We start from the raw sequence: 13,620 nt of genomic DNA, 5'->3' as shown, positions 1-13,620 counted from the left end.
TGACCCGGGCATGTTTAAGTATTCGCCCAGAACTACCTTTATGTGTCAGGGCTAGGGCTTATTTGCTACAAATACGCGGCTTCAGCTTCGATTTGGATCTTAAGTCCATCCCACGCAAGCTCAAAAGAATAGGGCAATTGGGCATTGGTTTCGTCGTGGTCGTAGTCGTGGCTAAGGTGCGTAAGATAGGTTTTACGGGCGCCTATTTGCTTGGAAATTGCGATCGCCTGCTCGAGATTGAAGTGGTTTGGATGGGGCCGAATGCGTACCGCGTCGATCATGAGGACATCCAAATCGTCCAACTCGCGCATCGCCTCGTCGGGGATTCGGCTGACGTCGGTAATGTAGGCGAAGCCGCCGACGCGCAGGCCAATCACGGTCGTCCCGCCGTGTTCCACGAGGAAGGTGCGGATGCGTAGTCCCCCGACTTCCAGGTCGACAGGCACGTCTCGCAGGTCAAATCGCGGGACGAAAACCCCCTCCGGGAAATCGCGAAAGGCGTAAGAGTAGATGCGGCGGATGTCCTCTTGGTAGATGGGGAGGGTGTATACCGGCACCGCCTGCCGGGTCTTCATGCAGATCGACCTCAGGTCGTCCATTCCCATGACATGGTCCGCATGGGTATGGGTAATCAGGACGGCCTCGACGTCATAGATCCGCTCGCGAGACATTTGCAGCCGCATTTCGGGACTGCAATCGACGAGGAGGTTGCCGGTCGGCCCTTCGATCAAGATCGAGGAGCGGGTGCGATGATTCTTAGGATTGGCCAGATATTCGGGCGGATATTCCACCCCGAGCATAGGGACTCCGTTGCTCGTTCCCGACCCAAGGACGATTGCCTGGGCCACTTACAGCTCGCCGGCGCGTTGCAGCACATACATGGCAACGATTGGACTCGGAATCTCGCAATACTGGGCCACACGCTCAAGGCAACGGGCAAACGTTCGCTCGGCCATGTCGTCGAAGTTCGTCATTCCCTTTCGCGTGTCGGCAATCAGCTCGATCGCCTCGACAAAGAAGCGGGCGCGGTTCTGGGGGAGCGACTTGTTCGTAACGGCGGCGAAGCGGCGGCTGAGCTGGTCGTAGACGGAATCCCAACTGGAGCCGGCCTCCAGCTCGCGCCGCATCTTGACCATCTCGGCTTCTTGCAGCCGGCGTCGCTCGGCGTCGCGCCGCTTGACGACTTCGTAATCGGCGGGCGTCGTTCCGTCGATGATTCGCACGCGGGTAGGGGAGCCGATGCCGCGGGAGATCACGTTCTCCATCAGCCGGTTGGTGGCGGGAATGCGAAGATGGCCGGCCAGCTCACTATCCTGCGAAGCAAGTCCGAGCACAAGCATGCCGTCCTCAAATGCGACCGGCCTTGCCGCATTCAATGCTGCCCAAACACCACGCCCCGAAACCTGATTTAGGATGACGGGAAGCGCCTGCTTCCAAACCTCGGCCATGTCTGCCATGCGTGCAGCGATTATAACCGGGGCGGGCGGTTTCCATGTGGAGTGTCGCGCCTTGGGCAACTGTATTTCGTGCCTACGGCCAAGCGCAACTTGGTCGCCGCGAGGGTGGCCTCCGTGTTGACAGACTACGAGAGCTTAGTCTTGTTAGTGACGTCACCCAGTTTCCGGCTGCCTCCTAACGCGAAGCGTTGTGGCCGCAGGTTGGCTCGTACCTGCGCGAGTGCGTTTCGTCTCGTGACCAAGAATGCGTTAGGAAGCCCCTTCGGCTTTCTATACAAGGTCGTCTGGCACAGGCGGTAGGTTCTGCGACCCGCTCCGGGGTCGGTTCAGACGGCCTCTCTTCCCCGGGTCTGCTGACCCGGGGCTAATTTCTAAAGACCGTTCCGCGGTCGGGATGCCTCTGGCGGGGTTGGCGTTAGAGGTCCGTTGCCCATCCCTTCGGCCTTAACACCTCGACACGCCAGCACCCTGTCACTCCGGGGGTTCATCGGCAAGGTGCCGATGCTACCATCGGAGCGGTTCGGGCGGACATGCGATAAAGTAGAAGCCGGATTTTCCGGTTGGAAGCTATGAGTTTCTGTCACGTTCTTGTTCTCCTTTCCCTTGCTCATCCCGCCCAGGGTTCCGCTTTGAACCGCGGGTACTACATGCAGCCTTCGATTCGGGGGAACGACATCGTCTTCGTTTCGCAGGGAGATCTTTGGCGAGTGGGAATCGACGGCGGACTCGCGCACGCGCTGACCGGACACGTGGCGCCGGCTTCGTATCCGGCGATCTCTCCCGATGGAAAAGCGGTGGCGTTTACAGGAACGTACGAGGGGCCGACCGAAGCGTATACGATGTCGCTCGACGGCGAGCTGCCAAGGCGGATCACCTACGAAGGGGGAATGAACGTGGCGGGGTGGACCCCAGATGGGCGCGTGATCGTCGCCACGGGAATCCGCTCCACCCTTCCGAACACGCAGCTGATGACCATCGACCCGGCCACACGAAAGTCGGCGATGGTCCCCCTCGCGCAGGCGAGCGACGGATGCTACGACCCGACCGGCAAGACGCTCTTCTTTACGCGGATGCGGTTCCAAGGGAGCCACACGAAGCGGTACCAGGGGGGCACCGCGCAGGGGATCTGGAAATACACCGAGGGGTCGCCGGAGGCGGTGAACCTCACCAAAAGCTACGCGGGGACGAGCAAGGACCCGATGTGGTGGAACGGGCGGATCTACTTCCTAACCGACCGGGACGGCTCGATGAACCTGTGGTCGATGGCTCCGGATGGGACCGACCTCAAGCAGGTGACGAAGAACGAAAATTGGGACATTCAAAGCGCCTCGATAGACAAAGGGCGCGTGGTCTATCAGCTTGGGGCGGACCTGCATCTGGTCGATGTGACGACCGGAGAGGATAAGAAGCTAGACGTGACCCTCGAATCCGATTTCGAGGGAACAAGGGATCGGTGGCAGAAAGATCCGCTGTCGTACATGAACGGCCTCGACGTATCCGCCGACGGGAGCAAGGTCGCGCTTACGGCGCGGGGGCAGGTGTTCGTTGCGCCTGTCGAGCCCGGGCGATTCGTGGAGGTGTCACGCAAGCCGGGGGTGCGGTACCGCGGAGGCATGTTCTCTGCCGATGGGAAGTGGGTGTATGCGCTCTCCGACCAATCGGGCGAAACCGAGTGGTGGAAGATGCCGGCAAACGGGGTCGGGTTCGCGGAGCAAATCACCACGGGTTCCAAAGTGCTGAACATGGGGGGCAAGATCTCGCCCGACGGCAAACGTCTTGCCTACTACAACAAGGACTTAGAGCTTTGGATCGTGGACCTCGCCACCAAGGTCTCGACGAAGGTGGCTTCGAGTCTGGATGACACCATCAGCGACTTCGCTTGGTCGCCCGATTCGAAGTGGCTGGCATATGTCATGCCGTCGTCCACGTTCTCTCGGATCAACCTTCTGGCGGTCGCCACGGGCAAATCGACGACGGTCACCACGGATCGGGCGGATAGCACCAGTCCGGCTTGGTCGGCGGACGGCAAATGGCTTTACTTCCTGTCGGACCGCACCTTCCGGTCGCTGGTAGGTTCCCCGTGGGGGACGCGGCAGCCGGAGCCGTTCTTCGACCGGCAAACCAAGATCTACGCGCTTAGCCTGGTGAAGGGGCTGCGTTCTCCGTTCGAGGCGCCGGACGAGCTGACGCCGGTTCCCGCCGCGCCCGCGAAGACGGGTCCCGTCAACGTCGAGATCGACCTCGACGGAATTCAGGGGCGGCTGTGGGAGGTGCCGGTTCCGGCAAGCAACTACAACTTGCTGAGCGCGACCGCCGAGCGGCTGATCGTCCAAGACGCTTCCCTTTCGGGACCGCGCAACCTGGTTGTGGTCGATATCAAGGATCGGGACGTAACGCCGAAGGTGCTCGTCCCCAGCATCGGCGGCTACCAACTTTCGCAAGATGGGAAGAAGCTCGTGGTCTTCAAGGACGGGAAACTCTTTCCAATGCCAGCTTCGGCGCCGGTGGCGGCGATGGACAAGCCGGTCGACCTTTCGGGATGGAACTTCGCAGTCCAGCCACGGGAGGAGTGGCGGCAGATGTTCGCGGAGGCGTGGCGTCTCGAGCGGGACTACTTCTATGACCGAAACATGCACTCCGTGGATTGGAACCGGGTGCGGAAGCAGTACGAGCCGCTCGTGGACCGGGTGCGGGACCGGAGTGAGCTGAGCAACCTGCTGGCGCAGATGGTGAGCGAGCTCTCGGCGCTGCACATCTTCGTGTACGGCGGCGATAACCGGCGGAGCCCCGACTCGGTCGGGATCGGCTACCTGGGCGGGCTGTTGACGCGTGACGCGGCGAACGGCGGATTTCGGATCGAGAAGATCTATCAGGGGGATCCCGACTATCCAGAGACCCTGTCGCCGCTCGTTCGACCGGGGACGGAGCTGAAAGCGGGCGACACGATTTTGGCGGTGAACGGGGTGGACACGATGGGGGCGCCAGACATTGGGGCGCTGCTGCGGAACCAGGCGGGTAAGCAGGTGCTGCTGCACGTGAAGGACGGAATCACCGCCAAGGAGCGAGACGTGATCGTCCGGCCGATCTCCGGAGGGCAGGCGAACGATCTGCAGTACACCGACTGGGAGATCTCGCGACGGCGGCAAGTAGAGTCGGCGAGCAACAACACAATCGGATACGTGCACCTGCGGGCGATGGGTTCGGGCGATATCGCCACGTGGGAGCGCGACTTCTACCCCGTCTTCAACCGGTCCGGATTGATCGTCGACGTGCGACACAACGGCGGCGGGAACATCGACTCGTGGATCCTGGAGAAGCTGATCCGTAAGGCTTGGTTCTACTGGCAACCTCGCATCGGGAACCCTTATTGGAACATGCAGTCCGCGTTCCGTGGGCACGTCGTGGTCCTCTGCGACGAAGGGACCGGGTCCGACGGTGAAGCGTTCACCGAGGGGATTCGGCGGTTGGGGATCGGCAAGATCATCGGGACCCGAACCTGGGGCGGCGAGGTCTGGCTCTCCTCAAGCAACTTCCTGGGAGACGGCGGGATCGCGACGGCGGCGGAGTACGGGGTGTACGGTCCCGAAGGGAAATGGCTGATCGAAGGACACGGAGTGGACCCGGATTTCGTGGTGGACAACCTACCGCATGCGACGTTCCTTGGGAAGGACGCCCAGTTGGAGGCGGCGCTGGCATATCTGGCGAAGGAAATCAAAGACAAGCCGGTTCCGGTGCCTCCCGCGCCGAAGTACCCAAACAAGGCGTTTCCGCAGAAAAAGATCGGCTGAGCCGTATCATAGATGCAGAATGCTTGTTGCAGCTCGATACGGCGTTTTGCTGGTGATCATCGCGGCGGCGGGGTGCTCCAAACCGGGCGGCGATGCGGCCGCCGGGGGAACAAAATCGCTCGCGGGGGACTGGGCGGCCACCTCGACGGATGCCAAGAGCGTGTTGCGTCTAGCCGAAGACGGCTCGGCGACAATGATCGTGGGGAATTCGTTCGCAACCGGCGTTCTCGAAGGGCGATTCTCGCAAAGCGGCGATCGGCTCACTCTGGAGTTGGCCTCGCCGGGTGAGCCGACGCCCATGAAATCGACGTATCGGTACCGCTGGATCTCGCCGACGAAGATGGCGCTCAAGAGCGACGCGCCGGGCGGAATCGAGGCAGTCTACACGCTCGCCGGCAAGGCGGCGAAAACGGCGAAGCTCACCACGGGAAGCGTGCCAGGGTCCGTACCACCGAAGGACTCAATGCAGACCACTTGCCTTTCGAATATCAAGCAGGTCGCGATGGCGTCGGTCCTTTATTCGCAGGACTACGACGAAACTCTTCCGACAGCCACGACGTGGGCGACGTCGCTCTATCCGTATGCGAAGAACGCCACCCTATTCTCCTGTCCGACGCTAATCAAGGCCGGGAAGAAAGGGGGATTCGCAATGGACAGCCGGCTGTCGGGACTCCGAACCGCGACGATTCAGAACCCTCGGGACACGGTGTTGTTCTTCGAGTCGACGACGGAGGCGCTAGGAGCCTCCGATCCGCAAACCAGCCTATTGCGGAAATCGCGGCACGACGGGAAGGTGAATTTCGCGCTCGCGGACGGGCACGCGCAGGCGCTCGCCGCCCCGTAGCGTCGCCGCCCCCGCCGATTCTCCACCACGTAGCGTCGGCGCCCTCGCCGATGATCCGCCGTACCGAAAGTACACCGCAGAGGCCAGTCCGGAGACCGGCTGCCGCCGCCTACCTGCCCGGGGCAACGACGAGGATAGTGGCCGAGTTGGGGACCATTTGGCGGCGACGATTGTTCGAGTCCGGGTTGGTCTGGAACTGAGCCGCGATGAGGTAGATGCGGTGGGTCTTCGGGTCGAGGGCCATGGTTCGAGCGCTTACCTGAGTGGTGACGGTTTGCAGAACGCCGTAACCGCCTCGGGGCAGTCTGCCAACGACGGTAAGGGTTCCATCTCGTCCGTTCGAACTGAAGGCGAGCCCTTCTCCCGGATCGAACGCGGCGGCGTCGGGGCCTTCGCCGATCGGCGCGGTGCCCAAGAGTTTGCCGGCTTTCGCGTCGCTGATCGCGAGCAGCTTGTTCGAGCAGGTGGAGAAAAGCACTTGACGCCTCACATCGAGAGCCAACCCCGAGGGTTCCTCAGCGGGGGCGAGCGGCCACGAGCCGGTTACCTTTAGCGCCTTGGTATCGAGCTTCTGAATCTCGCTCTTGTCCTCGATGTTGACGAACAGGTTTCCGTGGGCGTCGACCTGCGGGAATTCCGGCTTGCCGTCGAGTTTCACGCTTCCGGCGACGGTGTCGGTCTTTACGTCGATGGCGGTAGTGTCGGTGCTACCGGCGTTAAAGGTGAAGACGCGGTCGGAGGCCGGATCGTAGAAAATCGCGTCGGGGCGGTTGCCCACTTTTACTCGCTTAAGCGCCTTGAGAGTGGTCAAATCGAAGACGGTGACCGTGTCGTCGCGGCCGTTGCTGGAGTAGCCCTTCCCGGCTTTTGAGGCAACGGCGACCCCGTGAACGCCGGGGGTATCGGGAATATCGCCGACGAGTTGGCCACGGTCGACATCCAGCACCATCACGTGGGTTCCGCGGGAGATGTAGAGGCGGCGCGCCTTCGAGTCCATCGTGAGGTAGTCCCATCCACCTTCTCCGCCGATCGCGATCTTTTGGATGACGGAGTAATTGGGAGCCGGAGGGGTGAGGAGCGCAACGAAGGCCAGGGCGAGCGTCGTCATATCGCGAGTATGCGCCGATGGGGTCAGATCCGGGTTCTTAGAATCTGTTAAGGGATAGAGTTTGCTATGCTGGCCGAAGGTTACATATCGATGTTTCGTCCCGTCAGGGGACTCGGGGTTAATCACGATGAACGGAAAAATTACGGTTCTGATTTCTGCCGCCCTCGCTTTGGGCCTTTCCGCAATGGCGGCCGCGCAAGGCGCGCCGAGGAAGCATAAGCACCCGCACCTCATCACGGCATCGGCCGCGGCGAAGATCGCCCTCGCCAAGTATCCGGGCAAGCTGACACGCGAGCCTCACTTGGAGAAGGAGGATGGCAAGATGCAGTACGAGGTGTTTATCAAGACCGGCAACAAGGTGATGGAGGTCAACGTCCTCGCCGATTCGGGCAAGATCGGCAGCGTCGAAAACACCTCGGCCGCCGAAGAGGCCAAGGAAAAAGGGAAAGGACAGAAGGGCAAGGCCAAAGGGGCGAAACCCAAGAAGGAGACGCACGGGAAAGGGGGCAAGTAAGCGACTTATTACCGGCTGGTCTTCGCCTTACCCGCGAACGTAGCGTAGAGGAGGGGACCCAGCACGAGGGTGACCAGAGTGGAGAAAGTGAGGCCGCCGATGACGGTCACGGCCAGCGGTTTTTGCATCTCCGCTCCGGCCCCGAGGCCGAGGGCGAGGGGAAAGAGGCCGAGGATCGCGGTGAGGCTCGTCATCAAGATCGGCCTCAGGCGTTGGCGGCCCGCGTCGACGACGGCCTCCACGGTCGACATCCCGGCTCGTTCCGCTTCCTGAGCGCGATCCAGCAGTAGGATCCCGTTCTTGACGACGATTCCGACGAGCATGATCGCGCCCATGAAGGAGGAGACATTCAGCGGCGTCTTGGTGGCCCACAAGGCGAGGACGGCGCCAAAGAGGCCGAGCGGCATGACGAGCAGGATCACGGTGGGCGCGCGGAACGAGCCGAACTGGAACAGCATTACGGCGTAGACCAGCAGGATCGCGAGGGCGAGGACCTCGGCGAGGTTTTGGAACGACTGGGTTTGGCTCTGATATTGCCCACCCAGCACCACGGAAACCCCGGGCGGAAGGGGTTTATCGGCAAGGACCTTGCGAACGCCGGCGATGGCGGTTCCGAGGTCGACGTTATCGAGGCGGCCGGTCACGTCGACGACTCGGCGCTGGTCTTCTCGGGCGGATTCGGTGCTACCCAAGCGCTTTTCGAGGACGCCCAATGACCCAAGCGGGACGGTGGCTCCGCCGGGGGTCGTGATCGGCACGTTCGAGACAGCGTCGAGGTCGAGGCGAATGGCGGAGGGGTATCGCACCCGGACCGGAACCTGCCGGTCTCCGCGGAGCATTTGGGTCGCGACGGTACCGAGGAGGGCGGCTTCGGCCTGCTCGGAGACCGTCTGGGCGGTGAGGCCGAGACGGCCGGCCTTGGCGGGGTCGACGCGGAGCGAAAGGTCGGGGCCGGCTTCGACGACGCCGCTCTTGAGGTCGGCGAGCCCTTTTACGTTGCCGAGCCGTTCGGCGAGGTCCTGGCCGAGCCGTTCCAGCTCCTGTTGATTTTCGCCGAACAGCTTGACGTCGATGGGAGCGGGCTCGCCGGCGAGGTCGCCGATGAGGTCTTGGAGAACTTGAATGAATTCGACTTCGAGGCCGGGGACGCCGGACTCGACCTGCCCCCGAACCTCTTCGATCACTTGGTCGATGCTTCGGCTCCGGTGCGGCTTGAGCATGACGGCGTAGTCGCCTCGGTTCGGCTCGGTGATGGCGAAGCCGAGCTCGGTGCCGGTTCGGCGCGAAAAGGTGGCCACTTCGGGGGTGTTCAGGAGGATTTGGTCCACCTTGCGGAGAAGGCGGTCGCTTTCGGCGAGGGAGGTTCCGGGAGGGGTCAGGTAGTCGAGCACGAAAGCCCCTTCGTCCATTTCGGGCATGAATCCCGAGCCGAGCAATTTGGCGATGAAGAAGGTCGCCGCGAGCAGGCCGACTCCGGCGACGGGCACGAGCCAGCGGTGGCGGACACCCCAGCGAAGCAGCTTCTCGTAGCCGTTCAGAACGCGGCCGTAGAGGCGGGTTTGGCCGTGGTTGCTGGTGGTACGAAGGAATCCGGCGCAGAGGCTGGGGCTTACGGTGAGGGCGAGGACAAGGCTGACGAGGAGGGCGAGGGTAAGGGTGATGGCGAGGGCGGCGAAGAAAGCGCCGGCGACCCCTTCGAGAAGGGCGAGCGGGAGGAAGACGACGACCGTGGTCAGGGTCGAGGAGATCATCGGCTTCGCGATCTCTCCGGAGGCGGCCCGGACGGCGGAACGGAGGTCTGGCTCGCTAGGGAGATGGCGGAAGACGTTTTCCACGACGACGATGGCGTCGTCGATGACAAGGCCGATTCCGACGGCGAGAGCGCCGAGGGTCATGAGGTTTAGCGTTAGCCCGGATGCGCGCATCAGGAGGAACGTGACCAACACCGTCATCGGAATGATGGCAGCGGTGACGAGGGTGGCGCGAAGATCTCTAAGGAAGAGGAGGAGCACGACCACGGCGAGGACGGCGCCGATCAGGACCGCCTCGCCGACGCTCTGGATGGCGTCGTTAACGAGGATCGACTGGTCGTAGAAGATGCCGAGCTTGACCCCGGGAGGGAGCGACGACCGAAGCTGGAGCATCTCGGCCTTGACCGCATCGGCCATCGCGACGCTATTGGCGGTGGGCTGCCGGATGATGTTGATCAGCACCGATTCGTGGCCGTTCGCGGAGACGACGGTGAGCCGATCTTCGGCGGTATTTCGGACGGTGGCGATCTGGCGGAGCTCGATCGGAGCGCCGTTGCGTTGGGCGACCACGATCCGGCTCAGGGCTTCCGTATCGACGGCCTGCCCGTCGACAAGGACTTGGAACTGCTGGAATTGGTGATCGACCCGGCCAACCGCGGCCACCAGGTTCGACTGAGTCAGCGCCTGTGTGACGTCGACGATGCTAAGGCGAGCGGAGCGCAGTCGCGCGGGGTCCACCTCCACGAGCACTTCGGGGGCGAGGCCACCTTGGACGACCACGCGCGCGACGCCTTCGACTCGGGCGAGCCTTGGGCGGACGGAGTAAGTGGCGAGGTTGTAGAGCTCGGTCGGGCTGAGTCCTTTGGAGTCGAGGGTGAGGCCGAGAACCGGGAAGATGGTCGGGTTCATCCGTTCCGTCTCGGTGCGGGCATCGGCCGGGAGCTCCGGGCGGACCTCGTTCACTTTCGCGTTGACGAGCTGCTCGGCAACGAGGATGTCGGCGCCCCAGTTGAAGTCGATGGAGATTTCGGTGGAGCCACGCTTCGTCCGCGAGCGGATGCGATGGACGTTGGGGACGGTAGCGAGCGCTTCTTCGAGGGGGCGGGTGATCGCCGCTTCGACCATCTGGACCGGGCGCTCGCCGGCGGAGGCGATGACGACGACCCGCGGGAAGCTGACGTCGGGCAGGATGGAGACCGGGAAGGTCCGATAGGCGAAGATGCCCATGAGGCAGAGCACGATCACCGTAAAGAGGATCGGCTTGATCGAGCGGGCGGCCCAATCGCTAAGGCTCAAGGTTTCTCCTGGGGCTCGGATTTCGCCGGCTCGGCGACCTTTATCTTCGCTCCGTCGGATAGCTCGTATTGCCCGAGACGAACGAGCGTGTCGCCGGCCTTGACGCCAGATTTCACCTCGATAAAGCCGGCGTCTTTGGCGCCGGTGACGACGGGGGCCATCTTGGCGGTGTCGCCGTTGGCCAGGAAGACGACAGTTTGGCCGTCGCGATCGAGGAGCGTCTCTTTAGGAACGGCGATGGCGTTTGGATTTCTACCCAGGACGATTCTGGCTTGGCCAAACGAGCCCGGGACGGCGTGGGCGGAGGTGGCGATCCTCGCGCCGGCGAGGCCGGTTTGGGGGTCGGCGGGCGAAACGCTCACCACTCGCCCGGCGGCGAATTTGCCGTTGGCAAGCTCGATTTCTGCCTCCATGCCGGGGCGTACGCTCGCCGCGTCGGCGGCGGGGAGGGAGGCGACGAAGTCGACCGATCCGGAGGATCCGGCGATCTCCAAGATCGGGGTGGTGGAATCGGCGAAGTCGCCCGGGTTGAGGAGGCGGTGAACGATCTGCCCATCGTAGGGGGCGCGGATCTGGGCCAAGGCCGATGTCGCGGCGGCGGCGGCGGTTTCCGCGGCTTTTTGGCGGGCGAGGCTTGAAAGCGCGGTGGCGTCGCGAGCCTTGGCTTCGACGCCGAGAACGGCTTGGCGGGCTTGATTGAGGGCGGTCTCGGCTTGGGCGACTCTTTGCGCGCCGACCTTACGGGCGTTTTCTACGGCTTGACGGGCGGCGGCGGCTTTTAGCTCGGCGGCGCGGAGCTCTTCGGGGCGGGCTCCTTCGCGTATGAGGCTTTCGTTCGCCTGGGCCGCGGCAAGGGCGGATTCGGCGGTGGCGGCGGCGGCTTGCGCGTCTTCTAGCTGCCGGCGGGCGATGAAACCTTCGGCGGAGAGAGCTTGGTCGCGCTGCAGCTCTCGCCTTGCGCGATCGCGGGTGACTTCGGCTTGGACGGTCGCTTGATGAGCTTGGGCGAGCTCTTGGGGGCGCGCGCCGGAGCGGATGCGGCGCAGGTCGGCGAGGGCGGTTTGGTAGTCGAAGTTCGCCTGGGTGACCGCGCTGTCGCGCTCGACCTTGGCGGTTTGCAGCGACTGTTCGGCGGTGCGGACGGCGGCGGCGTGGTCCGCCGCCGAGGCTTGGTAGGTGAGGCGGGCTTCGTCGGCTTGTTGCGCGGCGGCCAGGGAGCCGGCTTGAGCGGCGGCTTGCTGGGACTGCTGGACCTTGCTTTCAATCGTCGCCAGGACCTCGCCGGCGCGGACATGGTCGCCTTCTTTGACATTGACCGTCGCGATGCGGCCGGGGGCGGCGGAGGTTAGCTTGGCGGAGCCGCCCTGTGACGGGTTGAACGTTCCGGTTACCTCGAGCGTGGTCCGCATGGAGCGGCGGATGGCCTTGACGGTCTCGACGGCTACGGGGGCGGCTTCGGCGGGCTTCTCCCCGGCTTCTTCGACGGCGGACGGCTTACAGCCGGCGAGACATGCGATTCCGGCGATCCATATCAGGGCTGCGACCTTCACTTTGTTTCTCCCACGATGGTTCCTGTCGTCGTCATGAGCCGGGTTGCCGCTTGGGCCAGGCTGAGGCGGGCGTTGACCACGCCTTCTTCGATGTCGCGTAGCGCTCTTGTGGCGTCGAGGACGTCGAGCAAGGTGCTTGCACCGAGATCGAAGCCCCGCTGTTCCTTCTCTAACAGAGTTCGAGCGTCGGCGGCGAGCCGCTCGAACGAGGCAAGGGTAGCGGTTGCGGCGTCGTAATCGGCCTGAGCGGAGGCGATTTCGGATTGGGCGATCGCTTGGCGATCGGCGAGAAGGGCCTTAGCGGCGCGCTCCCCCTGTTGGGCGGCGCGGACACGGTTTCGGCTGGCGCCCCAATCCCATAAGGGCATGACCACCTGGAGCCGGGCGCCGTACTGTTCCGGGGTCGACCAAGGGGAGCGGCGAAACTGGAGCTCCACGTCTGGTAAGCCGGTGAGGCGGCCTTGCCTTATTTCGGCCCGAGCATTGGCGACATCGGATTGGAGCTGCTGTAGGTCGGGCCGCGTCTCGATGCCGGTTGCAGCGGTTGGGAGGGGCACGGGGGCCGAATCGAGGATATCTAGAGAGGAAGCGGCTACACCGAGCGAGCCGGCGAGACGAATCACCGCGGCGGCAAGGGAACGGCGGCGCACTTCGATCGTTTGCCTGGCCCGCTCGCGGTCCAGGTCGGCGCGCAGAAGTTGAGCGGGGGGTAAGTCGCCCTGGTCGGCTCGTCGCTTCGTCGCGGCGTAGACCTTGTCGGCGATGTCGAAGATCGATTGGCCGGTTTGGACGAGCGCCTGGGCCGATTGCGCTTCGGCGAACGCCGTGAGCACTTCGCCCTGCAGGTCGAGCTTCGTTTGGCGGAGCGCGGCCCGAGCGGCGGCAAGGGCGGCGTTGCCGGAGGCGCGGCCGGCGGAAGAGCGGCCGAAGATATCGAGCGGCTGGGCAAGCAGCAAATCCTCTCCGCCGCTCACGTCCGGTAGGGAGCCGGCGCCGAATTCTAGTCGGGTTGGCAGGGGCGCGCCGAGGGCGGACCGGCTCGCAATAGCCTGCCGCACCCGGAATTCGGCGGCGCGGACAGAGTTTCGGTTGCGAAACGCCATCGCCACTGCCTCGCCCGCCGTCAGCGGCGCGGCCTGGGCGCGACCTAGTGCGGACAGTAGCAATGCAAGAGAGATGACTAACCGCATGGGTGTCGCTCAGTTTGAACCTGCTTGCTCGACAATAGGCAAGGGCTTAGAAATTCCTAAGGCCGATACGAGGGCGATACTGAAAACCGAACCTAACGGGGCTGCGGAAGGGCGCGAATCTT

General features: G+C 63.6%; 9 protein-coding genes. 3 read left to right on the top strand and 6 right to left on the bottom strand.

What is annotated here, in order from left to right; translation table 11 throughout:
- Positions 1-65 precede the first annotated feature (65 nt).
- Together OP10G_RS14115 and OP10G_RS14110 are read right to left on the bottom strand one after the other, a co-directional pair.
- Positions 66-791: an MBL fold metallo-hydrolase gene (locus tag OP10G_RS14115; RefSeq protein WP_227624928.1), complete on the bottom strand. Its 726-nt coding sequence runs from the start codon at positions 789-791 to the stop codon at positions 66-68.
- Positions 792-848: 57 nt separating this feature from the next.
- The gene (locus tag OP10G_RS14110) at positions 849-1,457 is read right to left on the bottom strand and encodes a hypothetical protein (protein WP_025225234.1); all 609 of its coding nucleotides are present in this window, start codon (positions 1,455-1,457) and stop codon (positions 849-851) included.
- 569 nt (positions 1,458-2,026) lie between these two features.
- Between OP10G_RS14110 and OP10G_RS14105 the strand changes: the two genes are divergently transcribed.
- Both OP10G_RS14105 and OP10G_RS14100 read left to right on the top strand, forming a co-directional pair.
- Entirely contained in the window at positions 2,027-5,245 is a 3,219-nt protein-coding gene (locus OP10G_RS14105; protein WP_038473129.1) for a S41 family peptidase, read from the top strand.
- Positions 5,246-5,264: 19 nt separating this feature from the next.
- Positions 5,265-6,089 carry an H-X9-DG-CTERM domain-containing protein gene (locus OP10G_RS14100; protein ID WP_025225236.1) on the top strand — a complete coding sequence of 275 codons (825 nt, stop codon included), beginning with the start codon at positions 5,265-5,267 and terminating at the stop codon, positions 6,087-6,089.
- Positions 6,090-6,198: 109 nt separating this feature from the next.
- On the opposite strand, the gene OP10G_RS14095 is transcribed toward OP10G_RS14100, so the two are convergent.
- Positions 6,199-7,197 (bottom strand): YncE family protein, encoded by a 999-nt coding sequence (locus OP10G_RS14095; RefSeq protein ID WP_025225237.1) that lies wholly within the window; start codon positions 7,195-7,197, stop codon positions 6,199-6,201.
- 127 nt (positions 7,198-7,324) lie between these two features.
- Between OP10G_RS14095 and OP10G_RS14090 the strand changes: the two genes are divergently transcribed.
- Positions 7,325-7,711: a PepSY domain-containing protein gene (locus OP10G_RS14090; protein WP_025225238.1), complete on the top strand. Its 387-nt coding sequence runs from the start codon at positions 7,325-7,327 to the stop codon at positions 7,709-7,711.
- An 8-nt stretch (positions 7,712-7,719) separates the two neighbouring features.
- Here OP10G_RS14090 and OP10G_RS14085 read toward each other — a convergent pair whose 3' ends face one another.
- The 3 genes from OP10G_RS14085 to OP10G_RS14075 are packed head-to-tail and all read right to left on the bottom strand — an operon-like array spanning position 7,720 to position 13,498.
- Complete coding sequence (locus tag OP10G_RS14085; protein ID WP_025225239.1) at positions 7,720-10,758, bottom strand: efflux RND transporter permease subunit; 3,039 nt, start codon at positions 10,756-10,758, stop codon at positions 7,720-7,722.
- Entirely contained in the window at positions 10,755-12,308 is a 1,554-nt protein-coding gene (locus OP10G_RS14080) for an efflux RND transporter periplasmic adaptor subunit (RefSeq protein WP_025225240.1), read from the bottom strand. Before OP10G_RS14080 ends, OP10G_RS14085 begins: the two co-directional genes overlap by 4 nt.
- Complete coding sequence (locus OP10G_RS14075) at positions 12,305-13,498, bottom strand: TolC family protein (RefSeq protein ID WP_025225241.1); 1,194 nt, start codon at positions 13,496-13,498, stop codon at positions 12,305-12,307. The genes OP10G_RS14080 and OP10G_RS14075 overlap by 4 nt, the downstream gene beginning before the upstream one ends.
- Positions 13,499-13,620 lie beyond the last annotated feature (122 nt).

The organism is Fimbriimonas ginsengisoli Gsoil 348 (genome assembly GCF_000724625.1).
Classification (GTDB): Bacteria; Armatimonadota; Fimbriimonadia; order Fimbriimonadales; family Fimbriimonadaceae; genus Fimbriimonas; species Fimbriimonas ginsengisoli.
The sequence above is the reverse complement of the archived record's forward strand: the minus strand, read 5'-3'. Positions and strand labels throughout refer to the sequence as shown.

Bases quoted from the DNA above. Each gene is read 5' to 3' on its own strand.
- OP10G_RS14095 (WP_025225237.1), bottom strand. From the start codon at position 7,197: ATGACGACGCTCGCCCTGGCCTTCGTTGCGCTCCTCACCCCTCCGGCT.
- OP10G_RS14110 (WP_025225234.1), bottom strand. From the start codon at position 1,457: ATGGCAGACATGGCCGAGGTTTGGAAGCAGGCGCTTCCCGTCATCCTA.
- OP10G_RS14075 (WP_025225241.1), bottom strand. From the start codon at position 13,498: ATGCGGTTAGTCATCTCTCTTGCATTGCTACTGTCCGCACTAGGTCGC.
- OP10G_RS14100 (WP_025225236.1), top strand. From the start codon at position 5,265: ATGCTTGTTGCAGCTCGATACGGCGTTTTGCTGGTGATCATCGCGGCG.
- OP10G_RS14105 (WP_038473129.1), top strand. From the start codon at position 2,027: ATGAGTTTCTGTCACGTTCTTGTTCTCCTTTCCCTTGCTCATCCCGCC.
- OP10G_RS14090 (WP_025225238.1), top strand. From the start codon at position 7,325: ATGAACGGAAAAATTACGGTTCTGATTTCTGCCGCCCTCGCTTTGGGC.